The following is a 26,164-nucleotide window of genomic DNA, read 5'->3' on the forward strand; positions in this document are numbered from 1 at the left end:
GGTGCGCATTGTGCGCTGGATTGCCTGGGGCTCAGCCACCGCCCCGAAAGCGCAGCGCCGCCTGGCGGCTGACCTCGGCCAAGAGCTGCTCCTGGCGCTGGCGCTCGCGCAGCCAGCGGGCATCGTTCTGGCCCGCCTGTGCCTCGCTGCGCAGCAGGTGCAGCGCAGCGGTGGCGCCGTGGGTGGCGGCGTGTCCGGCAATGCGATCCAGCGTTTGCACCAAGTGCTCGCGCAGCGGCATGTGCTGTCCCGTGGCCGGTTCCACGTACACCGCGTCCAGCCCGAAGCGGCAGGCCTGGAAGCGGTTGTAGGTATAGACGAGGTAGTCGTCCTCTTCGGGCATAAAGGGCTGCTCGGCCAGGAACCAGGCGGCCAGCGATTGCACGAAGCCCGAGAGCGCCGCCGCGCGCTCGATGGTCAGCGGCGTGTCGAACACGCGGATCTCTATGGTGCCGTACTCGGGCTTGGGGCGGATGTCCCAGTAAAAATCCTTCATGCTCTTGACCACGCCGGTGCGCGTCATCTTGTCGAAGAACTGGCCGAAGGCCTCCCAGGTCAGCACAAAGGGCGCGCGGCCCGAGAGCGGGAAGGCGAACACCGAGTTGAGCCGTGCCGAATCGAACTGCGTGTCGTGCCCCTGCACAAAGGGGCTGGAGGCCGACAGCGCAATGCAGTGCGGGATGTAGCGGCTCATGCGGTGCAGCATGAGGAGTGCAGAGTCGGCGTCGGGGCAGCCGATGTGCACATGCTGGCCGAAGATGGTGAACTGCTTGGACAGGTAGCCATACAGCTCGGACAGCTCGCGAAAGCGCGGCTTGTCGTAGATGCGCCGCTCGTGCCATTGCTGGAATGGGTGCGTGCCACCGCCGACCACGGCAATGTTGAGCTTGTCCGCGCACTTGACCAGCGCATCACGGATGGGCATGAGCTGGCCCAGCACCTCGCTGCTGCTGTGGCATACGCCGGTGGAGATCTCGATCATGCTGTTCGTCATCTCGGGCACCACGCTGCCGGGCAGCGGGATCTTCTTCATGAGGCGCAGCATGTCCTCGGCGTAGGGGGCCAGGTCGTAGTCGTGCGTGTTGACGAGCTGCAGCTCCAGCTCCACACCCAGCGTCAGGGGTTCGGAATGGTGGAAGGCCTCAAGCGCCATTGCTGTCTCCTCCTTGGCGATTGCGTGCCAGAGCTGCCCACCAGGGCTTGGAGCTCTCGCCCGTGCGGTAGATGGCCACGGTGGCCAGGATGGCGCCCAGCACCTCCATGAGCAAAATGGCCGGCAGGGCCACACCGGCAATCAGGTGGCCCGTGGAAGGCGATGCCATGGCGAACTGCGAGGCAATCAGCAGCGCAATGGCCGACATGGGCGTCATCGCCATGCCTACCCACAGCGCCTGGCGCCAACTGGCACCGCTGCCCACGTTGCCCAGGCCCACGCCCACGGCCTTGGCCAGCAGGCGCACGAGAATCAGGGCCAGCACCACACCGACCACCGGCGCATTCCAGTCGGCCTGTGCGGCCACGGTGGACACCAGCACAAACATCAGCATGGTCAGCATGGACGAGGCGCTGCCCAACTGCCGAGGCCAGGCCCAGGGGCGCGGGTGCATCTGCTTGATCAGCATGCCCGCCAGCAATGCCGCCAGCGGGGCAGAACCGCCCATATGGGCGGCCACCGTGGTGGCCGCCGCCACCAGGGCGAGCAGCAGCATGGAGGTGTTCTCGCTCGTGGGGCTCATGATGCGCAGCGCCGAGCGCAGCACCAGCGCCAGCACGGCCGCCACGAGGATGGACACGCCCAGCACCACCAGCACGGGGGACAGGCGATCCACCAGCGTGACGCTGCTGCGGTTGATGAGTTCGGCATGTGCGCTGCCCAGCGTCAAGGCATACAGGGTGGACAGCGTGGCCAGCACGATGGCGCGCTCGGTCACCGGGCCTGCGGCCTGGGTATCGGCCACCACGCGCGTGAGCACGGCGGGCGATGCGGCCAGGGCGACGAGCGCCAGCGGTATGGCGGCGCGCTCAGGCACGTCCAGCCACAGCAGCACCCAGTACACGGCAAAGTAGGTCAGTGCCGACTCGGCAATGCTCTGCACCAGCACCATGGGGTTGTGGCGGAACCAGCGCAGCGGTGTGCGGCCCCCGCATTCGAACAGCACGATGGCCATGCCCAGCTCCAGCAGAAACAGGCCGATGCCCTGCAGCGGCCAAACCGCGCCGCTAAAGCCCGCCAGCCCGGCCACGGTGCCCACGAGCGAGTAGCCAACCACCTTGGGCAAGCCCACATGGCGTTGGAACAGATAGCCGGTGAGCGCAGCAACGGCCAGCAGCAGCGACCATTGCACCGTGGGCAGTCCGGCCGAGGGGCGCAGCCACTGCGCCCAGAAGGTAAGGATTTCGTTCATGTCATTGTGTCTCCGCGTCGATCGGGGGTGGCCCAAAGGGGGCGGTCAGGCAATGGGCATCGCCGCCTGCGGTGGCAGGGGCGGGCGGTGGCAGGAAACCTGCCAAGGAATTTACATGCCAAACACCGGCCAGGGTGTAGGACAGAGGGCTTTGTACGCCACTACGGGCGCACTGGCCAGAAAAACCCTATGGGTGCGCTGCGCAGGCGTGAACGGATCGCGTGGTAGATCCGCGAGCGATCCACGCCACTGACGTTTTGCGCGCGCAGCGCCAGCCGGAAAGCCAGCACAAAGCTGACGCCCACGTTCAGTGCGCCATTGAGGGGAATCAACGCCACAGCCCACCAGAACGCAGGCATGTGTAGGCTTTGCAGGCCCAGGCTGGCGGTGGCCGCGCCCAACTGCCCGGAGGACAGCGTCACGTGGCGCACGTCCAGCCCCAGGCCGAAAAAACCCGCCACCGCAGGTGTCAACCCCAGCATGAAGCCCAGCGAGATGTTGGCCGCAAAGCCAGAAATGTTGTCACGCAGAAAGCCTGCCCAGCGCGCGGCCCGTTGTGCGCCCAGCCAGTGTGTGATGCGCGGGTTGTAGCGCAGGGCCGAATCCAAGCGGTGCAGGACGAACCAGTTTTCCGTCCACCCGGCGACGATGCTGGACGCAAACAGCAGCACCCCGGTGAATGCCGCAAACAGCACCGAGGGGCCGAGCAGGTGCAGCGAGTCGAGCACATGCAGTGCCTTGTCCTCGCTGAGGAAGGGAGCCCCCAGGACGGACGCCAGCCCCAGGGCCAGCAGCAGCGCCGCGGGATACACCACCAGCACGTTGCCCAGCACGGCTGCCACCTGCGAGCGCACCAGGTGCATGACCTCGTCCACGAAGGACTGCACGGCGCTGTCGGAGTCAAGCTCCTTGAGCTTGGCGGCCATGGCCGGTGCCGTCATGGCGGGCTGCTTGGTCGCCACGGTGAAATGCAGCAACTGGATCAGCACAAAGCTCAGGGCATAGTTCACGCCCGCCAGAAAGCCACCCCAGAAGGCCGACAGCGCCAGCGCATACAGCCCAAACTTGACCAGCGTGGTGAAGGCCATCACCGCGCCGCCCCCGGCGGCCTTGCCCACCATGGCGCGGTATTCGGCCGGGGTGCGGGTGATGTAGTGCTCGCCGGTCTCGGCGCTGCGCTCGGCCACCTTGGCCGCCAGCAAGGATGAATTGGCACGCAGCAGCGCGCGCAGGCTGCGCCGCTCCTGCCCCACCTTGACGAGCTGTGCCAGCAACTGTGCGGCGCTCAGGGCCAGGGTGGGCGAGAGCACGCAATCGAGCAGCGCACGCACGCGCAGGATGCGCTCGCGCAACTGGCGCACACGAAACACCAGGCCCACCGAGATGCCGCTGTCCTCGAAGTGCTGGTACACCGTGGCGGCAGCGGCGCGGCAGGCTTCGAGCCGCTCGCGCAGGCGCTGCGCCGCCTCGTCCAGCCGCTCGGGCGTGCGCAGGCCGTGCAACACCTCCACGCGCAGACTCTCCACGTCGCGGATCAGCGCGTGGAACGGTTGGGACTCGCGCGCCTGCTCGCTCATGCGCAGGCGCAGGTCAGGGGCAAAGCCGGTGGACAGGATCTGCCCGGCGCAGTAGGTGATGGCGTCCAGCAGCGCGGTCTTCCACTGCAGCCCTTGGTTGTCCGGGCCGGCCAACAGGCGCACCAGCCGGTTGAGCTGCGGCTCGGGTACCGCGGCCAGCCACTGGGCGTCAAAGGCCGTGGGTAGTGCCAGACTGAACAGCTCCGAGGCGTCCAGCGTCTCGGGGCTGCCGGGCAGCAGCTTGTGGCGCAGGCGTGCAGCCATTTCGCTGACCATGGCGTTGCGCGGCGCAAAGCCAAAATCGGCCAGCAAGGTGGTGATGTCCACCGTCTCCACCAGCACCTGCCACCAGGCCTGCAGGCGCGATTGCAGCTCCGGGCGCGCATCCACCGCATCGATGAAGGCCTGCACCCGGTCAAGTGTGGCCGGGACGGACGCCTGGTCCCCGCGTACCCAGCCCGTCAGCTCCAGCAGCCACAGGTGGCGCTCGGCCAGGCCTGCGCCGGGGTCCAGCCGGGCCAGCAGCTGTTCCAGCTCGGCCGTTGCGGTGGTCAGGGGCGCATTCAATGCAGCACCCTCGCACCCAGGGGAGCGCTGGTGGGGCCCGTACCTGTGGCTTCCAGCAGGAACAGCGGGATGGGCACTTCGAACGCTTCGCCGTCCTCCCCCACGCAGTGGTAATGGCCGTGCATGGTGCCCGTGGGCGTACGCAGGGGGCAGCCGCTGGTGTACTGGAAGGATTCGCCCGGTTGGAGCAGGGGCTGTCGGCCCACCACCCCCAGGCCCTTGACCTCCTGGGTATGCCCCAGGGCGTCGCTGATGACCCAGTGCCGAGAGATCAGTTGCGCTGCCACCGTGCCCTGGTTGATCACCGTGACCGTGTAGGCAAACTGGTAGTCGTCCTGGGCCGGGTCGGATTGGCCGGCCAGGTATTCGGGTTGGACTTCGACGCTGAAAGCATGCTTGGGGCTCATGTCGCGAATGGTAACTGCGACAATGGCGCCATGAGCCCCACCTACCGCATTGCCCCCTCGATCCTGTCCGCCGACTTTGCCCGCCTGGGCGAGGAAGTGCGCAGCGTCATCGCCGCCGGTGCCGACTGGATCCATTTCGACGTGATGGACAACCATTACGTGCCCAACCTGACCTTTGGCCCCATGGTGTGCCAGGCGCTCAAGCCCCATGCCGTCACGCCCGCAGGTCAGGCCGTGCCCATCGACGTGCACCTGATGATTCAGCCCGTGGACGCACTGGCCGCCGCCTTTGCCGAGGCCGGTGCCGACTACATCAGCTTCCACCCTGACGCCTCGGGCCATGTGCACCGCAGCATCCAGGCCATCCGCTCCAAGGGCGTCAAGCCGGGGCTGGTGTTCAACCCCGCGCAGCCGCTGGACGTGCTGGACTGGGTGATCGATGACATCGACCTCATCCTCATCATGAGCGTCAACCCCGGCTTTGGCGGCCAGAGCTTCATCGACTCGGCACTGCGCAAGATCGAGGCCGTGCGCAAGCGCATCGACGCCAGTGGCAAGGACATCCGGCTGGAGGTGGACGGCGGCATCAAGCAGGAGAACATCCGCCGCGTGGCCGACGCTGGGGCCGACACCTTCGTGGCGGGCAGCGCTATTTTTGGCAAGCCCGACTACCGCAGCGTGATCGACGCCATGCGGGCGCAGCTGGCGTGATGCAAGTCCCCTTGCAATTAGGGGCGCTGGACGCCGCGATCATCGACCTTGACGGCACCTTGGTGGACACCCTGGGCGACTTTGCCGGGGCCCTGGGCCGCATGCTGCATGACCTGGCCTTGCCGCCGATCGACGCGACGCAGATCGAACGCATGGTGGGCAAGGGATCGGAGCATTTGCTGCGTTCAGTGCTCAATCATGTGCTGGCGCCCATGGATGAAGCGCAACGTGCTATTAAAATCGAAGCATTGTTTGCGCAGGCCTGGGCCAGTTACCAGGCACACTACCGCGCCATCAACGGCCAGTGTGCCCAGGTGTACCCCGGTGCGGACCAGGGTTTGCAAGCGCTGCGTGCGCGTGGCCTGCGCCTGGCCTGTCTGACCAACAAGCCGCACGCGTTTGCGGTGGACTTGTTGCACGCCAAGGGGCTGGCGGGGCATTTCGAGCATGTGTTCGGCGGCGACAGCTTTGAGCGCAAGAAACCCGACCCGCTGCCCCTGCGCAAAACCTGCGAGGCCCTGGGCACCCAGCCTGCGCGCACCCTGATGGTGGGCGACTCCAGCAACGATGCCCAGGCCGCCCGCGCGGCCGGCTGCCCGGTGGTGCTGGTGACCTACGGTTACAACCACGGCCAAGACGCCCGCAGCGTGGATGCGGACGGCTGGGTGGATTCGCTCGCGCAGCTGGCGTAGGTCAGGCCGCCAGGCGGCGCTGCGCACCGTGGCCCGGCAGTGTGGTTGGCGCAGGCGTGGGCGCAGGCGCCGCTGCTTGCTCCATGCGGCTGCGTGCCGCAGCGCTGCTGCCCGTGCCCGTGTGGAACACGGACATGGCCTGTACCAGTTGCGCCGCCTGGTTGCGCAGGCTGTCTGCGGCGGCAGCGCTTTCCTCGACCAGCGCAGCGTTCTGCTGGGTGGCCTGGTCCATCTGCGTGATGGCTTCGCCCACCTGGGCCACGCCCTGGCTTTGCTCGGTGCTGGCGGCGCTGATCTCGCCCATGATGTCGGTCACGCGGCGAATGGCGCCCACTACCTCCTGCATGGTGGCGCCTGCGCGGTCCACCTGCGCCGAGCCCGCTTCTACGCGTTCGGCGCTGGCACTGATGAGTTGTTTGATTTCCTTGGCCGCCTCGGCGCTGCGTCCGGCCAGCGAGCGCACCTCGCTGGCTACCACGGCAAAGCCCCGGCCCTGCTCGCCGGCGCGGGCCGCTTCCACGGCGGCGTTGAGCGCCAGGATGTTGGTCTGGAAGGCGATGCCGTCGATTACGCTGATGATGTCGGCGATCTTGCTGCTGGCTGCGCTGATGCCCTTCATGGTCTGCACCACCTCGGCAACCACTTCGCCGCCCTGCTGCGCCACGCTGGAGGCGTTGACTGCCAACTGGTTGGCCTGGCGTGCGTTGTCGGCGTTCTGGCGCACGGTGGAGCCCAGTTGCTCCATGGATGCGGAGGTTTGCTCCAGCGCGCTGGCCTGCTGCTCGGTGCGTGCGGACAGGTCGTTGTTGCCCTGGGCAATTTCGTTGCTGGCGGTGGCCACGCCTTCGGCGTTGCGGCGCACGTCGCACACGATGGATGCGAGCTTGGCCTGCATGTGGGCCAGGGCCTGCAGCAGTTGACCGGTCTCGTCACGGGCCGTGGTGGCCAGCGGTTGGGTCAGGTCTCCGTCGGCGATCTTCTCGGCGGCGCGCATGCCCTGGCGCAGCGGGGTGACGATGGAGCGCGTGACCATCCAGGCCATGAAGGTGCCCAGCGCAATGGCCGCCAGGGCGCCCACGCCCAGCAGCGTCTGGCTGGCGCCGGCCATGGCGGCGGTGTCCTGCTGGCTGGCGTCCAACTGGCTGGCCATGAAGGAGCGCAGCGCGTCCAGCGCCTGCAGGTACTTGTTGGCCAGGGGGCGCAGTTGCTGGTCCACCATGGCGGGGATGGTGGGCTCGCCGCCGCGGTGCAGTTCGCGGATCTCGGCCAGCTTGGCGAGGTAGGTGTCACGCGCCGTGGCGATGTCGGCCAACAGTGCCTTGCCGCGGCTGTCCTGCACCAGTTCCTCGATGCGCTTGACCTTGCCCTCGGTGGCCGTGGCGGTGGCCTTCATCTCGTTGGTGAGTTGTTCCATGTAGGCCGTGTCGATGGCCTTGAGGAAGGCTTCGGTACGCACCCAGTTCAGCCGGATGTCCGAGGCCCAGTCTTCCACCAGCGTGCGCTGTTCGATCTCGCGCGTGGCCACGCGTTCGCTGGCGTCCTTGAGCACGCCGATGCGCCACATGCCGCCCAAGGCAATGATGGCAGTGATCAACAGGATGACGCCAAAACCCAGGCCCAGACGGGGGCCGACGCGGAGGTTGCTGAAATTCATGGTGGTCTCGGATATCGGGTATTGGGTAACGATGGAGCAGACAGGCGTGGGCGGCTGGAGCATGTGTCTCCTGCCTGGAACCTCGCTGGCGCTGGGGCTGGGCGTCTGAGGGTCAGCTTATCGGGGCGAGGAGGTGCGTGCTATTCGCGCAATCCTCTATAAAGTGTCGACCAGGCGACACCTCGGCCACGCACCAATGAAAAGACCTGCCGCATGGACAGGTCTTGGTGCTCAGGACTGTGGCTGGAGCATCACTTGGCGCCCAGCATGGCGTCCTTGAGCTTCCAGTCGGCAGGGTTCTGGCCAAACCAGATCGACATCAGCGCCTTGAAGAAGGCAGGGTCCTTGAAGGGCTCGGACTGCAGCTTGCCTTTGGCCCAGATGCTCAGGCCCTTGGCCGGATCCCATTCCAGCGCGCACACATCGCCGGGGGCAAAGGACTTGTTGGCGGCAAAGATCTCGCCCATCTTGATCATTCCCGGAATGATCTTGGACATCTCCGCCTTGCTGGTGTTGTCCTCAATGCCCCGGGTGAGCAACTTGCCGAAGTCGGCAGAGTTGATCTCGCGCAGGAAGGTCATCGTCAGGCGTTTGGGACCAGGGGCCGCGAGCAGTTCGTCCAGCGACTTCACGGGTTGCGTGGTGTACAGGTCGCCCACATACACCTTGAACGGCCCTTTGTAGCGGATGCCTGCGCCATTGAGCTGGAGCTTGGTGTCCGCGATGGTGATGCTGTCTTCCAGCTTGATGCCGGAAATCTCCACGGCTGCCAGCGACGCCGAGGCCCAGCATAGGCCGGTGGCAAGAAAAAGGGCGTGCAGTGCTTTGCGCATAAAGATCCTCACGAAAAAGAACGAGCGTTCGCTTAATGAAACAAATTGTGCCCATCTGGGGGAGGGCGCGCATCAGGGTTTCCATGGGGGAGCGGCTCCTGACCTTGCGCTCTGGGGGGGCGACTGGACGCAACCGCATTTGCTACACTGCACGCATGTTCATCCACCGCGTGTTCATCACAGGTCGCAGCGACCGGGGAGCCTGGCCCTGGCGCAAGCCTGTCTGCCTGAACACCTGACCGGCACCCGGGAGCCTCCCGGCGTGCACCCTGGGCCCCGCAGCGGGCCTGACCCATGAACTGCGGTGCGCTCCCATCCAACGGGAAGCCGCCCCGCCCGAGCAGGGAGCCTCCCCCGTGATCACCGAACTTGAATTTCAAAGCCTTGCGCGCGAAGGCTACAACCGCATTCCGCTGATCGCGGAAGCCTTCGCCGACCTGGAAACCCCCTTGTCCCTGTACCTCAAGCTGGCGCACACGCGTGACGGCGGCAAGTACAGTTTTTTGCTCGAATCCGTGGTGGGCGGCGAGCGTTTTGGCCGCTACAGCTTCATCGGCCTGCCCGCACGCACCTTGCTGCGCTCGCGTGGCTTTGGCGCCGATGCCGTCACCGAGGTGGTGACCGACGGTCAGGTGGTGGAGAGCGCGCCTGGCAACCCGCTGGACTTTGTGCAGGCCTACCAAAAGCGCTTCAAGGTCGCCCTGCGTCCCGGCCTGCCGCGCTTTTGCGGCGGCCTGGCGGGCTACTTCGGCTACGACGCGGTGCGCCATATCGAAAAGAAGCTGGAGCACACCTGCCCGCCCGACACCCTGGGCATGCCCGACATCCTGCTGCTGCAATGCGAGGAGTTGGCCGTCATCGACAACCTCTCGGGCAAGCTCTATCTCATCGTCTATGCCGACCCAGGCCAGACCGAGGCCTATGCCCGCGGAAAAAAGCGCCTGCGCGAACTCAAGGACCAGCTCAAATACTCGGTGAGCGCCCCGGTGGTCAAACCCACGGAAAGCCACCCCGCCCAGCGCAGCTTTGCCAAGCAGGACTACCTGGCTGCCGTGGAGCGCGCCAAGGAACTGATCGCGGCAGGTGACTTCATGCAGGTGCAGGTGGGCCAGCGCATCCACAAGCGCTTTGAGGCCTCGCCGCTGTCGCTCTACCGCGCACTGCGCTCGCTCAACCCCTCGCCCTACATGTATTACTACCACCTGGGCGACAGCCATGTGGTGGGCGCCAGCCCCGAGATTTTGGTGCGTCAGGAAAGTACGCCCGAGGGCCAGAAGGTCACCATCCGGCCCCTGGCAGGCACGCGCCCGCGCGGTGCCACGCCCGAACTGGACAAGGCCGCCGAGATCGAACTGGTGAACGACCCCAAGGAACGCGCCGAGCATGTGATGCTGATCGACCTGGCGCGCAACGACATCGGGCGCATCGCCAAGACCGGCAGCGTGAAGGTGACGGAGGCTTTCGTGGTGGAGCGCTACAGCCATGTGATGCACATCGTGAGCAACGTCGAAGGCTTGCTGCACGATGGCATGACCAGCATGGACGTGCTCAAGGCCACCTTCCCCGCAGGTACGCTCACTGGTGCGCCCAAGGTACATGCCATGGAGCTGATCGACCAGCTCGAACCCGTCAAGCGCGGCGTGTATGGCGGCGCCTGCGGCTACCTGAGCTACGCGGGCGACATGGACCTGGCCATCGCCATCCGCACCGCCATCGTCAAGGATGGGCAGCTTTATGTGCAGGCCGCCGCAGGCGTGGTGGCCGATTCCGTGCCCGAGATGGAGTGGCGCGAAACAGAACACAAGGCCCGCGCCCTGCTGCGCGCCGCAGAACTGGTAGAGGAAGGACTGGAATGAACCGCGCGATCGACAACACCCAGCACTGCACCACCATGGAAGACGTGCGCCGTCACATCGACGCCCTCGACGACGTGCTGGTGCCCCTGTTGGTGACCCGTGGTGGCTACATGACGCAGGCCGCGCGCATCAAGATCGACGCCAACCAGGTGCGCGACGAGGAGCGCATCGAGGCCATCGTGGCGCGCGTGCGCGCCCGTGCGGCCCAGGAAGGCGGCCAGCCCGACGTCATCGAGGCCATCTACCGCAGCATGATGGAGGCCTACATCGCCTTCGAACACCGCGAATTCGCGCGCCTGCGTGCGCCTTCGCAAGGGAGCCAGCCATGAAGCTCTTGATGATCGACAACTACGACAGCTTCACCTACAACATCGTCCAGTACTTCGGCGAACTGGGCGCGGACGTGGAGGTGTTCCGCAACGACGAGATCACCATCGAAGGCGTGGCCGCGCGCGCGCCCGACCGCCTGGTGGTCTCGCCCGGCCCCTGCTCGCCCGCCGAGGCCGGCATCTCGGTGGCGGCCATCCAGCACTTCGCCGGCAAGCTGCCCATCCTGGGCGTGTGCCTGGGGCACCAGAGCATCGGCGCGGCCTTCGGCGGCAAGATCGTGCGGGCCCGCGAACTGATGCACGGCAAGACCAGCGTCATCACCACCACGCAAAAGGGCGTGTTCGCCGGGCTGCCCGCGCAGTTCACGGTGAACCGCTACCACTCGCTGGCCATCGAGCGCGCGAGCTGCCCCGAGGTGTTGGAGATCACCGCCTGGACCGAGGACGGCGAGATCATGGGCGTGCGCCACAAGGAGCTGCCCATCGAGGGCGTGCAGTTCCACCCCGAGAGCATCCTCACCGAGCACGGCCACGCCATGCTGCGCAACTTCCTGGAGCAGCGGGCGTGAGCATCGAGACGCACCAGCTGCTCGTGTTCATCGCCGCCGGCTGGCTGCTCAACCTCACGCCCGGGCCGGACGTGCTCTACATCGTCTCGAACGCGCTGCGCTCGGGCACGCGCGCGGGCATCGTGGCGGGGCTGGGCATCACGGCGGGGTGCTTCGTGCACATCTTCGCCGCCGCCGTGGGCGTGGGCGCGCTGCTGGCCACTTCGGCCACGGCGTTCACCGTGCTCAAGTGGCTGGGCGCCGCCTACCTGCTGTGGATGGGGGTGCGCATGCTGTTCTCCCGTGCGTCGGGCGACAGCGCCAGCAGCGCCGCCATCGCGGCGGCGCAGGCCGCACCGCAGCAGGCGGTATCGCTGCGCGGCGTGTTCCTGGGCGGCTTCTGGACCAATGTGCTCAACCCCAAGGTCGCCATCTTTTTCCTGGCGTTCGTGCCGCAGTTCATCGCCCCCGCCACCGAGAACAAGGCCCTGGCCTTCGTATTGCTCGGGGTGCTGTTCAACGTGAACGCCATTCCCGTCAACGCGGGCTGGGCGCTCGCGGCCACTTGGATGGCGCGCCGCGTGGGCGCCGTGCAGCGAGGCATGCACTGGCTCGATCGCGTGGCGGGCGCCATGTTCATCGGCTTCGGACTCAAGCTGGCCTTCACCGAGCAGCCCAGCGCTTAATCGACAGAGGAGACTTACCGCCATGTCCATCACCCCCCAGGAAGCGCTGCAGCGCACCATCGAGCACCGTGAAATCTTCCATGACGAGATGCTGCACCTCATGCGCCTGATCATGGGCGGCGAGATGTCGCCCGTGATGATGGCGGCCATCATCACCGGCCTGCGCGTGAAGAAGGAGACCATCGGCGAGATCACCGCTGCAGCTCAGGTGATGCGTGATTTTTCCACCAAGGTGCATGTGCAGGACACCACGCACATGGTGGACATCGTGGGCACGGGCGGCGACGGCGCCAACACCTTCAACATCTCTACCTGTGCCATGTTCGTGGCCGCTGCAGCCGGGGCCAAGGTCAGCAAGCACGGTGGGCGCAGCGTCTCCAGCAAGAGTGGCAGCGCCGACGCCCTGGAAGCGCTGGGCGTGCACATCAACCTGAAACCCGAGCAGATCGCGCAGTGCATTGCCGAGATCGGCATCGGCTTCATGTTCGCGCCCAACCACCACCCGGCCATGAAGAACGTGGCGCCCGTGCGCAAGGAGCTGGGCGTGCGCACCATCTTCAACATCCTGGGGCCGCTGACCAACCCGGCGGGCGCGCCCAACATCCTCATGGGCGTGTTCCATCCCGACCTGGTGGGCATCCAGGTGCGCGCGCTGCAACGCCTGGGCGCCGAGCATGCCTTGGTCGTCTATGGCCGCGACGGCATGGACGAAGTGAGCCTGGGCGCCGCCACGCTGGTGGGTGAGCTCAAGAACGGCGAGATCACAGAGTACGAGATCCACCCCGAAGACTTCGGCCTGCAGATGGCCAGCAACCGCGCACTCAAGGTCGAAACGCCCGAGCAGTCGCGCGACATGCTGCTGGGCGTGCTGGCGGGCGATGCGGGTCCCGCGCGCGAAATCGTGTGCCTCAACGCCGGTGTCGCGCTGTACGCCGCCAACGTGGTGCCCACCATGGCCGAGGGCATTGCCCAGGCGCGCGCCGCCATCGACACGGGCGCGGCAAAAGCCAAGCTCGATCAGCTCGTCACGCGCACGCACGCGCTGGCGGTGGCCTGAGATGGAGAACAACCCCCTGCGCCGCTGCGCGGCTTCCCCCTTCTCTCACGCTTCGCGTGGTAAGGGGGACGACGCCAGCGCGGCGGGGCGGCCCTTGCGCGGCGTCTGCTGGTCTCGGCCGCGCCGGTCTCATGGGCCACGAATGGCGCACAACGCCATGGAGCACTGAGGTGTGGCAAGACCCTGGCCTGTGGATTGCGCTGGGTGTCTCGGCGCTGTTCATCGTCGTGGGCGTCGCCATGCACCGCGTGTTCGTCAAGATTCTGAAACAGCCCCCCGCCGGGGCCGACAAGGCAGATCCCCATGAGTGACATCCTGAACAAAATCGTCGCCGTCAAGCACGAAGAAGTGGCCGCCGCGCAAAAGCGTCTGTCCCTGGCCACCATCCGCCAGGACGCCGAGAGCCGCGTGCTCACGCGCGACTTCGAGGGCGCGCTGCGCGCGAAGATCGCCCAGGGCCAGGCGGCCGTGATCGCCGAGATCAAGAAGGCCAGCCCGAGCAAGGGCGTGATCCGCGCCGACTTCATTCCCGCCGACATCGCCCAGAGCTACGCCGAGGGCGACGGCCAGGTCAGCGCGGCCTGCCTGTCGGTGCTGACCGACAAGCAGTTCTTCCAGGGCAGTGTGGACTACCTCAAACAGGCGCGCGCGAGCTGCCAGCTCCCCGTGCTGCGCAAGGACTTCCTGGTGGACGCCTACCAGGTGTACGAGGCCCGCGCCATGGGCGCCGACGCCATCCTGCTGATCGCCGCCTGTCTGAATGATGCGCAGATGGCCGACTTCGAGGCCATCGCGCGCGGCCTGGACATGGCCGTGCTGGTGGAGGTGCACGACCGCGCCGAGCTGGAGCGTGCGCTCAAGCTCAAGACCCCGCTGGTCGGCATCAACAACCGCAACCTGCGTAGCTTCGAAGTCACGCTCGACACCACGCTGGGCATGCTCAAGGATGTGCCCTCCGACCGCCTGCTGGTCACCGAATCGGGCATCCTGACGCCCGCGGACGTGAAGACCATGCGCGACGCCGGCGTGCATGCCTTCCTCGTCGGCGAGGCCTTCATGCGCGCGCCCGAGCCGGGCCTCGAACTGGCCAAGCTCTTTGCTTGATATTCAAAATTGATAGCTGCTCGCGCTTTATGGATAAGCGCTGGAGGCCATTTTGACCATGAATGATCCGCAGAGCGCCCCCACGCAGCTGCTCAGCGCAGACCCGGCCGACTGGCCCGTGGCGCCGGGCTGGCAGCCGCTGGTGCAAGATTTCTTCGCCAGTACGGCTGGCCATAGGCTGCTGGGCTTTCTGCAGGCGCGACTCGATGCTGGGGCCACCATTTTTCCGCCGCGCCCTTTGCGTGCGCTGGAGCTGACTCCGCCCGAAGACGTGCGTGTGGTCATCCTGGGGCAAGACCCCTACCATGGTCGGGGCCAGGCCGAGGGGCTGGCGTTTTCGGTGGCGCCCGGCGTGGCGCTGCCGCCTTCGCTGCGCAACATCTTCAAGGAACTGCAGCGCGACCTGGGCACACCAGCGCCCGCCTGGCCGCAGCCCGGCGGCAGTTTGGTGCAATGGGCGCGCAACGGCGTGCTGTTGCTCAACACCACGCTCACGGTGGAAGAGGGCCGCCCCGCCAGCCACGCGGGACAGGGCTGGGAGCTGCTGACCGACGCCGTCATCCGCCACGTGGCCCAGGGGCCGCGGCCGGTGGTCTTCATGTTGTGGGGCTCGCACGCGCAAGGCAAGCGCGCCGTCATTCCACAGGACCGAGGTCACCTGGTGCTGTGCGCCAACCACCCCTCACCGCTGTCGGCGCTGCGCCCACCCGTGCCTTTCATCGGTTGTGGGCACTTTGGTAAGGCGCGGACGTTTCGGTTGCAACAAGAGGGCGGCCGGTAGTATCGTTTCTCCGCGCCGGGACGGTTCTCGGCGCAGATTCTTCAGGTGACGACATGGACCCGCTGCTTTCGCGCCTTTCCGATTCGCTGGCCAGCGCCCGGTCGCTCGAAGATCTGACGCGGCCCTTGCTGGAAATGCTGGAAGAAGTCACCCGCATGGAGTCCACCTACCTCACGCGGATCGACTTCCAGCAGTCCTTGCAACATGTGCTTTATGCGCGCAACTCCAGGCAATTGGAGATACCGGAAGGCCTGGCCGTGCCCTGGGGAGACACCCTGTGCCGCCGAGCGCTGCAGGAAGGACGCTTCTTCACACAGGATGTACCAGCGTGCTGGGGCGATTCGGAAGCGGCGGCCAGCCTGGGCATCCAGACCTATGTGAGCGTTCCTGTCAACCTGTCGGATGGCGTGGTGTTCGGAACGCTGTGTGCTGCCAGTTCTAAAGCGGCGCATCTGCCGCAGCACGCTGAGAAGGTGTTGCGCCTGTTTGCCAAGCTCATTGCCCAGCAGGTGGAGCGCGAGCAGTTGCTCCAGGCCCTGCAGCAGCGCAATGCGCAGCTTACCGAGATGGCCTTGGTCGATTCCTTGACCGGCGTGCCCAACCGCCGCGCCCTGTACCAGGAGCTGGAGCGCCTGCTGGCCTGGGCGCGGCGCTCGGGGCGCAGCGTGATGGTGGCGTATGTGGATCTGGATGGGTTCAAGCAGATCAACGACCAGCACGGCCATGAAGCGGGCGATGCGCTGCTGTGCGCAGTGGCCCGCCAGCTGCAGGCCGTGCGCCGCGAGAGCGACTATCTGGCCCGCATGGGGGGCGACGAATTCGTGTTCATCGGGCTGGGCCCGGCCAGCGGTCAGGACGGCACCGAGGCCATTGCAGGCCTGCACCAGAGGCTGGAACGCGCGACAGCCTGCCATGTGGTGCTGCCATCGGCCGCCAAGCTGGACTACCCCGGCGCCAGCATCGGCGTGGTGTGCCTGGATCCCACCAGTTGCACTGTAGATACGGCGCTGCGGCGCGCCGATGCGGCGATGTACGCGGTCAAGAAGCTGCGGCGCAAATGACCCCGCTGAACGGCGGAAATGTCAACCGGGCTGTTGCCCAGAAAGTTCCCCCGCTGCGCCGCACACGGGAAACCGCTGCTTCAGCTCGGCGGCCGACATGGTCTCGGCCAAATCGATGTTGCGCACGATGGGGATGTACTCGCCCGGCTCCGCAAAGCGCATCAGCGTGGTGATGGCCTGCCGGGTGCTGCCACTCTTTTGGCACCCCGTCAGCTCGACCCCCAGGGTCAGTTCGCGCTTGCCGTCGTCCGTGCCCTTCCAGGCCATGGCGCGTGTACGCAACGCCTGGAGTCGGGGCAGGGCGGCGGGGTCGATGCGCCACAGGTGCACGGCGGACTGGGGGCTTTCGTGCTCGATGAGAGGGCGCATGTCCGCACTGCTGTGCAAGGCCTGCAGCGGGAGCTTTTCTTCCAGCCGCTCGGTGGTGTGGGCGCCGTTGGCAAGCCGCAGTTGACGCGATACCGCGACGGTCAGGACGGCACCATTGGGTGCCAGTTGCAGGCTGGGGCTGTGCACCACGGCGGCGCGCAGGGCGGCGGGCTCCAGCGTTTCCAGCGAGAGCTTGCGCAGCTTCCATAGCGACGAAACGGGCACGCTGCCGCAGCCTGCCAACAAGACGGTGCAGGCCAGGGCCATGGCGCAAAGCCGATGCATGCAGCGCTGAGGAGAACGGGCAGGGCATGTGGGTGGTTCGCTGTGGGCCGGTGGGTGAGGTACGTGTGGCATGGTAAAAATTTCTGCTTTGCGATATATTATTATTGTTTTACAGAAATTATCTATGTACTTGTTGCCATGACCTCTTCAAGCTCCATCGCGGTTTCCCCGGTGCACACACGGGGTTTTCAACGCCTGGTCTGGGCTTTGCTGGTGACCAGTTGGGGCATTGCCCTGCTGTCCCTGGGATTGTCCTTGTCACGCTGGGCGGCCATCGGCCATGCCGGGGGCTGGGTGGACTGGTTGCCCATGCCGGTGCTGCCGGTGCCCGCTGTGCTGGCTGGATTGGAGCCGCCCCTTGCCATGGCGACGCACTGGCGCTGGCTGGGCGCCGCGCTGGAGTGCATTCCTGGCCTGGCACTGTTCTATACCGTGGGCTGTGTGCACCGTATCTGCCGTGCCTTTTTGGCGGGGGCCGTGTTCGGTCCGGAGGTGGTGCGCGGGTTCCGGGGGCTGGGCTGGGGCTTTCTGGCCCTGCTGGCAAGCTCGCTGGTGTACCAGGCGTCGGTCACGGCCTTGCTTTCCTGGCTGGCTTCGGGCCAGAGCGGCGGCCTGGTGGTGCTGGGCCTGGGGTCGTTTGAAATCAGTGTGCTGGTGGTGGGGCTGATGATGCTGTTGCTGGCCCGCGTGCTGGCTGAGGGCGGCCGCCTTCAGGCCGAGGCCGATGCCTTTGTGTGACGGAGCAGCGCATGGGCATTGTTGTCAAGCTGGACCAGATGCTGGTGTTGCGCAAGGTGAAGTCGCGTGACCTGGCGGCGCATGTGGGCATCACCGAGGCCAACCTGTCCTTGCTCAAAAGCGGCAAAGTCAAGGGGGTGCGCTTTGAAACCCTGGCCGCCATTTGCGAATACCTGCAGTGCCAGCCGGGCGACCTGCTGGAGTGGGTGCCCGGTGGCGAGGACGGTGCGGCACTGTGAGGCCGGAGGCCAGCACCCGCCGGTGGGGCGCTGCTGTGGGCTTGTCCTTGCTGCTGCATGCGTTGGCGCTGTCGTGGTGGTGGGGGGCGGCGCGCAGGCCCTTGCATGCGATGCCCGGTGCGGCCTTCCAAGCACCGGCAGGCCGGGCGCCTGCCATGGTGTGGATTGCCACGTCGCCGCCGTTGGCGTCCGCGGCGGCATCAGCCACGCCGCTTGCGCAGCTTGCAGGCCCGCAGCCTGCAACCAGCGTGCGCACCGTGCCAGTACACAAAAAGCAGGCCGTTGCCGTGCCCGCCTTGGCCGCCACGGACACGGCGCCGCCTGCCGCCGCACCGCAAGCCGCGGCCCCACTGGCCGCGCCCGCGCCGCAGGCCACGGCTTCCGAGCCTGCCAGGCCCTTGCGTTGGGGGGCGGAAGACCTGCGCCGCGCAGCAGGCGGCACCAGTGCGCAGGAGCGCCAGCAGGCGCGCATTGTTCCGCACCAACGCTGGACAGCCGACGCCGCAAGCAACGGCGCAGCGGGCGGGGACATGCGCCTGACCGAGCAGTACGGCGCCGGGGGCGTGCGGGTCACGCGGGTGCAACGCGGTGCGGCGGTGTATTGCGTGGAGGTGCCTTCCGCCAACCAGCCGCCTGCCATGGGTGCGGCGCCGCGCATCGTGTTGCCGCGCAACTGCTCCTGAGCAGCACAGGCACGGCCTGCACCGTCCAAGGGCTCTTGATGCTATAGATTTGATAGCTATTTGCGCTTGTTTTATGAGCCACAGCGGCGCAAAAGCATTGCATCCCCATAGCTGAAGAAGCGATACTCCTGCGCAATGGCGTGGCGGTACAGGGCCATCACCTGTTCATAGCCTGCAAAGGCACTTACCAGCATCATCAGCGTGCTTTTGGGCAGGTGGAAGTTGGTCACCAGCAGGTCCACCACCCGGAATCCGAAGCCGGGGGTGATGAAGATGTCCGTCTCGCCCGTGGTCTGGCCGCTGCGCGCCCAGGATTCGAGCGTGCGCACGGTGGTGGTGCCCACGGCCACCACGCGGCCGCCGCGCTGGCGGCAGCGTTCCAGCGCGGCCAGGGTGGCCAGCGGGACGTCGTACCACTCGTGGTGCATGCGGTGTTCGGCCAGGTTCTCAGTCTTGACGGGCTGGAAGGTGCCTGCGCCCACGTGCAGGGTGACGCTGGCCGTTTCGATGCCGCGCGCGGCCAGTGCGGCCAGCACGGTGTCGTCGAAATGCAGCGCCGCTGTGGGCGCGGCCACGGCGCCGGGCGCGCGGGCAAAAACGGTCTGGTAGCGCTGGCTGTCCTGGTCGGCGTTGGGGTCGGCGCCGGTGTGCTGCTGGCGTTCGATGTAGGGCGGCAGCGGCAGGTGGCCGTGGCGCTCCATCAGTTCCCAGGGGCTTTCGCCCGCCGGGCCGTGCAGCGCAAAGCGAAACAGCGGGCCGTTGTCGTCGGGCCAGCGCGAGAGCAGCGTCGCGTCAAACCCGCCCCTCTTGCGCCCGCCGGCCATGTGGATGGTGCTGCCGCTCTGCGGCTTCTTGCTCACCTTCATGTGGGCCACGACCTCGTTGCCCTGGCCGCTGGGGAGCACGCGTTCGATCAGCAGTTCCAACTTGCCGCCGCTGGCCTTCTCGCCAAAGATGCGCGCCTTGACGACGCGGGTGTCATTGAAGACCAGCAGGTCGCCCGGCTGCAGCAGGCCGGGCAGGTCCTTGAAGATGCGGTCCACCGGGGGCAGGCTGCGCCCATCCAGCAGGCGCGAGGCGCTGCGCTCGGTGGCCGGGTGCTGGGCAATGCGTTCGGGGGGGAGTGCGAAATCGAAGTCGCTGAGGGTGAAGGCGCGCGGGGCGCTGAAGGGCAGTTCGGTCATCGGGCTTGAGGGCCGGACAGGCCCGTTCCAAGATTGAAAGGGTGCGCAGTGTAACTGCCGGAGCTACCAGGGCTGGCCCTGGATGCCGCTCCACAAAGTGTGGAGGTCGGGGAAGCGCCACTTGTCGGGGTCTTCCCGCGCCACGATCTTGTCGGTGGTGCCCGCGACAGACAGGTCGATGACTTCGGGCGGAATGCGCAGGTCGGACTTGGTGGAGAAAAACACCTTGACCTTGGGGGTGACGAGCGACGCCACGTTCTGCTCCATCACCACGGCGATGCGGCCCGATTCGAGCCGTACGAGTGAGCCGACGGGGTAGATACCAATGCTCTTGACGAAGGCCTGGAACAGGCGCGGGTCCAGGTGGCCCTTGGTCCATTCGGCCATGCGGCGGATGGATTCGGCTGGATCCCATCCGCGTTTGTAGGGCCGGTCGGACGTGACGGCGTCGTACACGTCGCAGATGGCGGCCATGCGGGCAATGGTGCTGAGCTTGTCGTGGCCCAGGCGGTCGGGGTAACCTGTGCCGTCCATTTTTTCGTGGTGGTGCAGGCAGGCGTCGAGCACAGCGGTCTCGACGCCGGAACCCTCCTTGAGCATCTTCCAGCCCTCCAAGGGGTGGCTCTTGACCAAGTCGAACTCTTCGTCGGTGAGCTTGCCCGGCTTGTTGAGCACGGCCAGCGGAATGGCGGCCTTGCCCAGGTCGTGCACCAGTCCGGCCAAGCCAGCGGTGCGGGTCTGGGCGTCGTTCAGACCGATCTGGCGGGCCAGCGCCACCATCAACGCGCACACGGCCACCGAGTGCATGTAGGTGTACTCATCGGCGGTCTTCAGGCGCGCCAGGCTGATGAGGGCACCGGGGTTGCGCGTGACCGAGTCCGAAATCTCCTGCACCAGGCTGGAGGCCGACTCGGCGTCCACCGCCTTGCCCATGCGGGCCTCCTGGAACATGGACACCACGGCCTCCTTGGCCTGGCCGCAGATCTGGGCGGCGCGGTGCAGTTCGGCCTGTGTGGAGGTGGGGCGCAGGTCGCGCATGGGTGGTAGGGGCTTCTCGGGCTCCACCACCTTCAGGGGCGGCATGGCCACCAGTTCGCCAAAGTCCGTCGCTCTGCGGATCTCGTCCTCTTCCTGGCTCACCGAGGGCCGACCTTGGGCGACGTCCTTGCCGCGCGAGATGTCGATCCAGACTTCCTCCACCGCTGTGGCGCGAATGCGCTCCAGGTCCTTGGGATCGGTCAGCACGAACTTGGTGCGCCAGAAAGGGTGATCCATCCAGGAGCCGCAGAACTCCTGCAGGTACATGCCCAGGGTCAGGTCTTCGACTCGGATGCGCTTGAGCATGGTTCGGACAAAGGGGCGAAGAGGAAACAGAAAGACACAGGTCTGCGTCCATGGTAGCCTTTTTCCCCCCCACTGTGTTGATGCACTGCCGTAATCCGATGCCTGCCACCCCCAGTCCCGCCCAGCAAGCCCTGCGCAAGCTGGGGCTGTTACGCGACATCGATCTGGCCCTGCACCTGCCGCTGCGCTATGAGGACGAGACCCGCATCACCCCGCTGCGCAATGCGCGCGACGGCGACACGGTGCAGATCGAGGCCACGGTGACCCACAGCGAGGTGCAGTTGCGTCCGCGCCGCATGCTCAAGGTGATGGTGGACGACGCCACGGGCACCTGCGAGCTCACGTTCTTCAGCTTCTACCCCTCGCACCTCAAGACCCTGGCCGTGGGCGCGCGCCTGCGCATCCGGGGCGAGGTGCGCGGTGGGTTCTGGGGGCGGCAGATGCTGCACCCGGCATTTCGCGTGGCGGGCGGGGAACTGCCCACTGCGCTGACGCCGGTGTACCCCAGCACTGCAGGCCTGCCCCAGCCGTACCTGCGCCGCGCCATTGCCACGGCCCTGCAGCGCGCCGACCTGTCGGAAACGCTGCCCCCCGGCGCCCAGCCGCCCTTGGCGCGATTCATGGGTCAAAATGGCCTGCAACGCCCGTATAGTCTGCGCGAGGCGCTATTCTTTTTGCACCACCCTGCGCCCGATGTGGCCCTGGCCACGCTCGAAGACCACAGCCACCCGGCCTGGCAGCGCCTCAAGGCCGAGGAGCTGCTGGCCCAGCAGCTCACCCAATGGCAGGCCCGGCGCGAGCGCGACCGGCTGCGCGCGCCGGTGTTGCGTGCGGCAGACGCAGGCGCTGCCGCGCCGCCGCTGCACGCGCAACTGCTGGCCCAACTGCCTTTTGCGCTCACGGCCGCACAGCAGCGCGTGGGGGAAGAAATCGCCGCCGACCTGGCCCGCCCCGTGCCCATGCACCGCCTGTTGCAGGGCGATGTGGGCGCCGGCAAGACCGTGGTGGCCGCGCTGGCGGCCTGCCGCGCCATCGAGGCCGGTTGGCAATGCGCGCTGATGGCGCCCACCGAGATCCTGGCCGGGCAGCACTTTGCCAAGCTTGTGGGCTGGCTGGAGCCGCTGCTGGCTGCGCGCGGCCAGCGTGTGGCCTGGCTGGCAGGCGGCCAGAAGAAGAAGGAGCGCGCCACCATGCTGGAACAGGTGCACAGCGGCGAAGCCGCCCTGGTGGTGGGCACGCACGCTGTCATCCAGGAGCAGGTACGGTTCAAGAACCTGGCGCTGGCCATCGTGGACGAGCAGCACCGCTTTGGCGTGCTGCAGCGCCTGGCGCTGCGCCGCAAGCTCGCGGAGGGCATCGACGCCGGGCCGCCCCAAGGCGATGCAGCCCCCTCGGGGGGCAGCGACCCGCGCAGCGGCGGAGCGTGGGGGGCCTTGGTGCCTATGGAGCCCCACATGCTGATGATGAGCGCCACACCCATACCGCGCACGCTGGCCATGAGCTACTACGCCGACCTGGATGTGTCGGTGATCGATGAACTGCCGCCCGGGCGCACGCCCGTGGTCACCAAGCTCATCGCCGACAGCCGCAAGGACGAGGTGATCGAGCGCATCGGCGCCCAGGTGGCGGCCGGGCGCCAGGTGTACTGGGTGTGTCCGCTGATCGAGGAGAGCGAGGCGCTGGACCTGTCGAACGCCACGGCCACGCACCAGGAGCTGAGCGAGTCCCTGCCCGGCGTGCTGGTGGGCTTGCTGCATTCGCGCATGCCAGCGGCCGAGAAGAAGGCTGTCATGGCGCAGTTCAGCGCCGGGCAGATGGGCGTGCTGGTCAGCACCACCGTCATCGAGGTGGGGGTGGACGTGCCCAATGCGTCGCTCATGGTCATCGAGCACGCCGAGCGCTTTGGCCTGTCGCAACTGCACCAGTTGCGGGGGCGCGTGGGGCGCGGCGCTGTGGCCTCGGCATGCGTGCTGCTCTACGCCACCAACGACAGTGGCCGCGTGGGCGAGACCGCCAAGGAGCGCCTGCGCGCCATGCAGGAGACCAACGACGGTTTCGAGATCGCCCGGCGCGATCTGGAGATCCGCGGTCCCGGCGAATTCCTGGGCGCACGCCAATCGGGCGATGCGCTGCTGCGCTTTGCCGACCTGGCCACCGACACCGCCCTGCTCGAATGGGCCCGCGCCCTGGCGCCCGCCATGCTGGACCACCACCCTGACCTGGCGCGCCAGCATGTGGCGCGCTGGCTGGGCGGGCGGCAGGACTACCTCAAGGCGTAGGGGTGTCGCCAGGCGCCGGGCCGACCGCCAGGTGGGCTTCTTCCCAGGCCTCGATGGGCATGGGCCGGCCCAGCAGATAGCCCTGGCAGAACTGGCAGCCGTGCTGGACGAGGAAGGCGCGGTGGTCCGCCGTTTCCACGCCCTCGGCCACGATCTCCAGTCCCAGCGCGTCGCTCATCACCAGGATGGCGCGCACGATGGCGTTGCTGGTGTTGTCGGTCAGCATGTCGTGGATGAATGACTGGTCGATCTTGAGCTGGTCGAAGGGCAGGCGCTTGAGGTAGGACAGCGAGGAGTACCCCGTGCCGAAATCGTCCAGCGCAAAGCGGATGCCCAGCTCGCGCAGCTGGTGCATGCGTTCGATGGTGGTATCGATGTCGCCCAGGATCGCACTTTCGGTCAGCTCCAGTTTCAGCCCGCTGGCGTCGAGGTGGTGGCGCTCCAGTGCCGAGCGCAGCTGGGCTGCAAAATCGGCCTGGTGGAACTGCCGCGCGCTCACGTTGATGGCCAGGGTCAGGTGGCGTGTGGCGGGGCTGCGCTGCCAGCGGGCGAGCTGCCGGCAGGCGGTGTCCAGCACCCACTGGCCCATGGGCACGATCAGGCCGGTGTCCTCGGCCAGCGGGATGAACTCGGCCGGGGAGACCACCTTGCCATCGGCGCCGATCCATCGGATCAGAGCTTCCGCGCCCACCACGGTGCCATGCTGGTCCACCTGCACCTGGTAGAACATCCGGAACGCCTGGATCTCGATGGCGTCGCGCAGCGCCATCTCCAGGGCGGCGCGTGCATCGACGGCGGCCTGCATCGGTGCGTCGAAGAAAAGCACGGCGTTGCCGCCCTCGTCCTTGGCGCGGTAGAGCGCCACCTCGGCCTGCTTAAGCAGGATGTCGGGTGCGGGCATGCCGGCGCAGAAATAGGCGATGCCCATGCTGGTGGTGGCATAGAGGCGTTTGGCGTCCCCCAGGTCGTAGGGGGCGGCAAGTGTCTGGTGCACGTTCCGGGCGATGGCCTGGGCCAGGTCGGAGGGCCCCCCGATGTCGGGCACGATGATGCCGAAGGTGTTGCTGCCCAGGCGCGCCACGGTGTCGGCGGCGCCCGTGCAGCCCTGGATGCGCCGCGCCATCTCGCGCAGCAGCCAGTCGCCCGTGGCGTGTCCGCGTGTGTCGTTGATCTGCTTGAACCGGTCGATGTCGATCAGCAGCAACAGTCCCTGGGCGGTGCCCTGTGCGCTGGCCTCGACGGCCTGCTGCAGATGCTCGTGCAGCAGGGCGCGGTTGGGCAGGCCGGTCAGCGCATCGTAGTAGGCCAGTTGATGGACCAGCGCTTCCGACTGCTTGCGCTGCGTGATGTCTTCCTTGGTGGACACGTAGTGCGTGACCTGGCCGTCCTCGTCGAAGATGGGGGCGATGGTGGCCATCTCCACATAGGTGCTGCCGTCCTTGCGGGTGTTGATGAGCTCCCCGCTCCACACCTTGCCCGCCTTCAGGGCACCCCACATGGTCGCATAGGTGGCGGGCGGGGTGAGGCCACGGTTGAGGATGCGCGGGTTCTGGCCCAGCACCTCCTCGCGCGTGTAGCCGGTGGAACGCAGGAAGGCGTCGTTCACATACTGGATGCGGGCCTCGGTGTCGGTGATGATGATGGCCTCGGGGCTTTGCTCCACAGCGGTGGACAGGCGGCGCAGATCGACCTCACGTTTTTCCAGCTCGCTGGCCATGTGGTTGATGCCCTGTTCCACTGCCCGCAGCTCGCTCACGTGCGAGAGGCGCCGGATGCGGGTCTGCAGTCGGCCGGCGGCCACGCTGTCGATGGCGGCCGTGATCTGGCCGGTCCAGGCCTCGATCAGGCCGTAGATGTAAAAGCGCGCCGTCAGCACCGACACCAGTGCAATGCCTGCCAGCAGCAGGATGCGCCACCAGAAACCCTGGTCGATGCGCGCCACCGTGCGGTCCAGCGGTGCGCCGATGGCCACCAGCAGGGGCGTGCGGGAAAAGCGCGGCGACCCGACGCCGTACATGCGGCGGTTGCCATCCAGGCCCTCAATCTCGCTGATGCGACGCCCCTCCTGCAGTGCCCGGAGGAACGGGGCCGCGCCTGCGGGCGCCTGCGCCGTCTGGGGTGGGCGGCTGGCCGCGGGGTGGTAGGAGAGCACCGTGCCGGTGTCACTCAGCAAGAAGGCGTTCCAGCCCTGCGGCAGCTTGAATTCGGCGATCAGCTTGTCGAACCAGCCCAACTGGATGGAAGCAAACAGCACGGCCTTGAGTGTGCCGTCGGCATCGCGCACCGGGTAGCCGAACACCATGCTCGGTTTGCCAGAAATGCGCCCTGTGACGAATTCGCCCGAAGTGATGCCCTCGCCGCTCTGGGCCTCCTGGAACCAGTTGCGGTCCGTCACCGACACCCGCGTTTGCCCAGGACTGGCGCTGCAGAACACTGTGCCGTCGGGCAGGGCCGCGCCGAGGTTGGCGAAGTCCTCCATCGATTGCAGCAGGCGCTGGGCCAGGCCGGAGCAGTCCTGGGGGTCGAGTGACTGCAGGTTGTCTGCGCGCGCCATGATCTGGAAGGTCTGGCGCATGCTGCCCAGGGCGGCGTCTTCGGTCAGCCGCGCTGCCGTCAGCATGCGTGACACCTCGTTTTCGAGGGCCACAATGGCATCCTGACGCCGTTCGCGGTAGTCGAAAAAGGCCATCAGGAAGACGGGGAGGCAGGCCATTCCGATGACACCCCACAGGCGCAGGTGCAGTGAGCGGGGTGTACGCAAGGGCATGATGGGTG

At 67.0% G+C, this 26,164-nt stretch carries 25 protein-coding genes; 15 read left to right on the forward strand and 10 right to left on the reverse strand.

What is annotated here, in order from left to right:
- Window positions 1-31: 31 nt before the first annotated feature.
- The 4 genes from GWK50_RS01490 to apaG all read right to left on the reverse strand — a co-directional run bounded on the left by GWK50_RS01490 (window position 32) and on the right by apaG (window position 4,956).
- Window positions 32-1,153: a YbdK family carboxylate-amine ligase gene (locus GWK50_RS01490; protein ID WP_162014962.1), complete on the reverse strand. Its 1,122-nt coding sequence runs from the start codon at window positions 1,151-1,153 to the stop codon at window positions 32-34.
- On the reverse strand, window positions 1,143-2,405 hold the full coding sequence (locus GWK50_RS01495) for a cation:proton antiporter (RefSeq protein ID WP_162014963.1): 1,263 nt from the start codon (window positions 2,403-2,405) through the stop codon (window positions 1,143-1,145). Before GWK50_RS01495 ends, GWK50_RS01490 begins: the two co-directional genes overlap by 11 nt.
- Before the next feature lie 161 nt (window positions 2,406-2,566).
- Window positions 2,567-4,537, reverse strand: a complete 1,971-nt coding sequence (locus GWK50_RS01500) for a site-specific recombinase (protein WP_162017975.1) — start codon at window positions 4,535-4,537, stop codon at window positions 2,567-2,569.
- Window positions 4,538-4,545: 8 nt separating this feature from the next.
- Window positions 4,546-4,956, reverse strand: a complete 411-nt coding sequence (apaG, locus tag GWK50_RS01505) for a Co2+/Mg2+ efflux protein ApaG (protein ID WP_162014964.1) — start codon at window positions 4,954-4,956, stop codon at window positions 4,546-4,548.
- Between the two features lie 30 nt (window positions 4,957-4,986).
- On the opposite strand from apaG, the gene rpe reads away from it, so the two are divergent.
- Entirely contained in the window at window positions 4,987-5,667 is a 681-nt protein-coding gene (gene rpe / locus GWK50_RS01510; protein ID WP_162014965.1) for a ribulose-phosphate 3-epimerase, read from the forward strand.
- Window positions 5,667-6,359 (forward strand): phosphoglycolate phosphatase, encoded by a 693-nt coding sequence (gene gph / locus GWK50_RS01515; protein ID WP_162014966.1) that lies wholly within the window; start codon window positions 5,667-5,669, stop codon window positions 6,357-6,359. Before rpe ends, gph begins: the two co-directional genes overlap by 1 nt.
- Before the next feature lies 1 nt (window position 6,360).
- On the opposite strand, the gene GWK50_RS01520 is transcribed toward gph, so the two are convergent.
- Complete coding sequence (locus GWK50_RS01520) at window positions 6,361-8,013, reverse strand: methyl-accepting chemotaxis protein (protein WP_162014967.1); 1,653 nt, start codon at window positions 8,011-8,013, stop codon at window positions 6,361-6,363.
- Window positions 8,014-8,264: 251 nt separating this feature from the next.
- Window positions 8,265-8,846 carry a chalcone isomerase family protein gene (locus tag GWK50_RS01525; protein ID WP_162014968.1) on the reverse strand — a complete coding sequence of 194 codons (582 nt, stop codon included), beginning with the start codon at window positions 8,844-8,846 and terminating at the stop codon, window positions 8,265-8,267.
- 356 nt (window positions 8,847-9,202) lie between these two features.
- Between GWK50_RS01525 and trpE the strand changes: the two genes are divergently transcribed.
- The 9 genes from trpE to GWK50_RS01565 all read left to right on the forward strand — a co-directional run bounded on the left by trpE (window position 9,203) and on the right by GWK50_RS01565 (window position 16,268).
- Window positions 9,203-10,702, forward strand: a complete 1,500-nt coding sequence (gene trpE / locus GWK50_RS01530; protein WP_162014969.1) for an anthranilate synthase component I — start codon at window positions 9,203-9,205, stop codon at window positions 10,700-10,702.
- Entirely contained in the window at window positions 10,699-11,031 is a 333-nt protein-coding gene (locus tag GWK50_RS01535) for a chorismate mutase (RefSeq protein ID WP_162014970.1), read from the forward strand. Before trpE ends, GWK50_RS01535 begins: the two co-directional genes overlap by 4 nt.
- Window positions 11,028-11,600, forward strand: a complete 573-nt coding sequence (locus GWK50_RS01540; RefSeq protein ID WP_162014971.1) for an aminodeoxychorismate/anthranilate synthase component II — start codon at window positions 11,028-11,030, stop codon at window positions 11,598-11,600. Before GWK50_RS01535 ends, GWK50_RS01540 begins: the two co-directional genes overlap by 4 nt.
- Entirely contained in the window at window positions 11,597-12,265 is a 669-nt protein-coding gene (locus GWK50_RS01545) for a LysE family translocator (RefSeq protein ID WP_162014972.1), read from the forward strand. The genes GWK50_RS01540 and GWK50_RS01545 overlap by 4 nt, the downstream gene beginning before the upstream one ends.
- Before the next feature lie 22 nt (window positions 12,266-12,287).
- Complete coding sequence (gene trpD / locus GWK50_RS01550) at window positions 12,288-13,322, forward strand: anthranilate phosphoribosyltransferase (RefSeq protein WP_162014973.1); 1,035 nt, start codon at window positions 12,288-12,290, stop codon at window positions 13,320-13,322.
- Window positions 13,323-13,492: 170 nt separating this feature from the next.
- Window positions 13,493-13,633: a hypothetical protein gene (locus tag GWK50_RS19605; protein WP_242455257.1), complete on the forward strand. Its 141-nt coding sequence runs from the start codon at window positions 13,493-13,495 to the stop codon at window positions 13,631-13,633.
- On the forward strand, window positions 13,626-14,426 hold the full coding sequence (gene trpC, locus GWK50_RS01555) for an indole-3-glycerol phosphate synthase TrpC (protein ID WP_162014974.1): 801 nt from the start codon (window positions 13,626-13,628) through the stop codon (window positions 14,424-14,426). Before GWK50_RS19605 ends, trpC begins: the two co-directional genes overlap by 8 nt.
- Before the next feature lie 58 nt (window positions 14,427-14,484).
- Complete coding sequence (locus GWK50_RS01560) at window positions 14,485-15,207, forward strand: uracil-DNA glycosylase (protein WP_162014975.1); 723 nt, start codon at window positions 14,485-14,487, stop codon at window positions 15,205-15,207.
- A gap of 53 nt (window positions 15,208-15,260) precedes the next feature.
- Complete coding sequence (locus GWK50_RS01565) at window positions 15,261-16,268, forward strand: sensor domain-containing diguanylate cyclase (protein ID WP_162014976.1); 1,008 nt, start codon at window positions 15,261-15,263, stop codon at window positions 16,266-16,268.
- Window positions 16,269-16,289: 21 nt separating this feature from the next.
- On the opposite strand, the gene GWK50_RS01570 is transcribed toward GWK50_RS01565, so the two are convergent.
- Window positions 16,290-16,922 (reverse strand): hypothetical protein, encoded by a 633-nt coding sequence (locus GWK50_RS01570; RefSeq protein ID WP_162014977.1) that lies wholly within the window; start codon window positions 16,920-16,922, stop codon window positions 16,290-16,292.
- 138 nt (window positions 16,923-17,060) lie between these two features.
- On the opposite strand from GWK50_RS01570, the gene GWK50_RS01575 reads away from it, so the two are divergent.
- The 3 genes from GWK50_RS01575 to GWK50_RS01585 all read left to right on the forward strand — a co-directional run bounded on the left by GWK50_RS01575 (window position 17,061) and on the right by GWK50_RS01585 (window position 18,582).
- Window positions 17,061-17,660, forward strand: coding sequence for a DUF2975 domain-containing protein (locus tag GWK50_RS01575; protein WP_242455258.1), 600 nt, complete (start codon window positions 17,061-17,063; stop codon window positions 17,658-17,660).
- An 11-nt stretch (window positions 17,661-17,671) separates the two neighbouring features.
- Window positions 17,672-17,899: a helix-turn-helix transcriptional regulator gene (locus GWK50_RS01580; RefSeq protein WP_162014978.1), complete on the forward strand. Its 228-nt coding sequence runs from the start codon at window positions 17,672-17,674 to the stop codon at window positions 17,897-17,899.
- Window positions 17,900-18,156: 257 nt separating this feature from the next.
- Window positions 18,157-18,582, forward strand: a complete 426-nt coding sequence (locus tag GWK50_RS01585) for a hypothetical protein (protein WP_162014979.1) — start codon at window positions 18,157-18,159, stop codon at window positions 18,580-18,582.
- Between the two features lie 71 nt (window positions 18,583-18,653).
- On the opposite strand, the gene queA is transcribed toward GWK50_RS01585, so the two are convergent.
- Both queA and GWK50_RS01595 read right to left on the reverse strand, forming a co-directional pair.
- Complete coding sequence (queA, locus tag GWK50_RS01590) at window positions 18,654-19,766, reverse strand: tRNA preQ1(34) S-adenosylmethionine ribosyltransferase-isomerase QueA (protein WP_162014980.1); 1,113 nt, start codon at window positions 19,764-19,766, stop codon at window positions 18,654-18,656.
- A gap of 63 nt (window positions 19,767-19,829) precedes the next feature.
- Window positions 19,830-21,110, reverse strand: coding sequence for an HD-GYP domain-containing protein (locus GWK50_RS01595; RefSeq protein ID WP_162014981.1), 1,281 nt, complete (start codon window positions 21,108-21,110; stop codon window positions 19,830-19,832).
- Between the two features lie 98 nt (window positions 21,111-21,208).
- Here GWK50_RS01595 and recG point away from each other — a divergent pair, with 98 nt between their 5' ends.
- Complete coding sequence (recG, locus tag GWK50_RS01600; RefSeq protein WP_162014982.1) at window positions 21,209-23,389, forward strand: ATP-dependent DNA helicase RecG; 2,181 nt, start codon at window positions 21,209-21,211, stop codon at window positions 23,387-23,389.
- Here the strand turns inward: recG and GWK50_RS01605 are convergent.
- Entirely contained in the window at window positions 23,379-26,156 is a 2,778-nt protein-coding gene (locus tag GWK50_RS01605; RefSeq protein WP_162014983.1) for an EAL domain-containing protein, read from the reverse strand. The two genes, recG and GWK50_RS01605, sit on opposite strands and share 11 nt — an antisense overlap.
- Window positions 26,157-26,164 lie beyond the last annotated feature (8 nt).

The sequence above is a fragment of the Acidovorax sp. 210-6 genome (assembly GCF_010020825.1).
GTDB classification, from domain to species: domain Bacteria; phylum Pseudomonadota; class Gammaproteobacteria; order Burkholderiales; family Burkholderiaceae_C; genus Simplicispira; species Simplicispira sedimenti.

Coding starts and splice junctions, on each gene's coding strand:
- recG (WP_162014982.1), top strand. CDS start 21,209: ATGCCTGCCACCCCCAGTCCCGCCCAGCAAGCCCTGCGCAAGCTGGGG.
- GWK50_RS01525 (WP_162014968.1), bottom strand. CDS start 8,846: ATGCGCAAAGCACTGCACGCCCTTTTTCTTGCCACCGGCCTATGCTGG.
- GWK50_RS01570 (WP_162014977.1), bottom strand. CDS start 16,922: ATGCATCGGCTTTGCGCCATGGCCCTGGCCTGCACCGTCTTGTTGGCA.
- GWK50_RS01560 (WP_162014975.1), top strand. CDS start 14,485: ATGAATGATCCGCAGAGCGCCCCCACGCAGCTGCTCAGCGCAGACCCG.
- trpC (WP_162014974.1), top strand. CDS start 13,626: ATGAGTGACATCCTGAACAAAATCGTCGCCGTCAAGCACGAAGAAGTG.
- gph (WP_162014966.1), top strand. CDS start 5,667: ATGCAAGTCCCCTTGCAATTAGGGGCGCTGGACGCCGCGATCATCGAC.
- GWK50_RS01540 (WP_162014971.1), top strand. CDS start 11,028: ATGAAGCTCTTGATGATCGACAACTACGACAGCTTCACCTACAACATC.
- GWK50_RS01595 (WP_162014981.1), bottom strand. CDS start 21,110: ATGCTCAAGCGCATCCGAGTCGAAGACCTGACCCTGGGCATGTACCTG.
- trpD (WP_162014973.1), top strand. CDS start 12,288: ATGTCCATCACCCCCCAGGAAGCGCTGCAGCGCACCATCGAGCACCGT.
- GWK50_RS01605 (WP_162014983.1), bottom strand. CDS start 26,156: ATGCCCTTGCGTACACCCCGCTCACTGCACCTGCGCCTGTGGGGTGTC.
- GWK50_RS01580 (WP_162014978.1), top strand. CDS start 17,672: ATGGGCATTGTTGTCAAGCTGGACCAGATGCTGGTGTTGCGCAAGGTG.
- apaG (WP_162014964.1), bottom strand. CDS start 4,956: ATGAGCCCCAAGCATGCTTTCAGCGTCGAAGTCCAACCCGAATACCTG.
- rpe (WP_162014965.1), top strand. CDS start 4,987: ATGAGCCCCACCTACCGCATTGCCCCCTCGATCCTGTCCGCCGACTTT.
- GWK50_RS01495 (WP_162014963.1), bottom strand. CDS start 2,405: ATGAACGAAATCCTTACCTTCTGGGCGCAGTGGCTGCGCCCCTCGGCC.
- GWK50_RS01535 (WP_162014970.1), top strand. CDS start 10,699: ATGAACCGCGCGATCGACAACACCCAGCACTGCACCACCATGGAAGAC.
- GWK50_RS01520 (WP_162014967.1), bottom strand. CDS start 8,013: ATGAATTTCAGCAACCTCCGCGTCGGCCCCCGTCTGGGCCTGGGTTTT.
- GWK50_RS01490 (WP_162014962.1), bottom strand. CDS start 1,153: ATGGCGCTTGAGGCCTTCCACCATTCCGAACCCCTGACGCTGGGTGTG.
- GWK50_RS01575 (WP_242455258.1), top strand. CDS start 17,061: ATGACCTCTTCAAGCTCCATCGCGGTTTCCCCGGTGCACACACGGGGT.
- GWK50_RS01565 (WP_162014976.1), top strand. CDS start 15,261: ATGGACCCGCTGCTTTCGCGCCTTTCCGATTCGCTGGCCAGCGCCCGG.
- queA (WP_162014980.1), bottom strand. CDS start 19,766: ATGACCGAACTGCCCTTCAGCGCCCCGCGCGCCTTCACCCTCAGCGAC.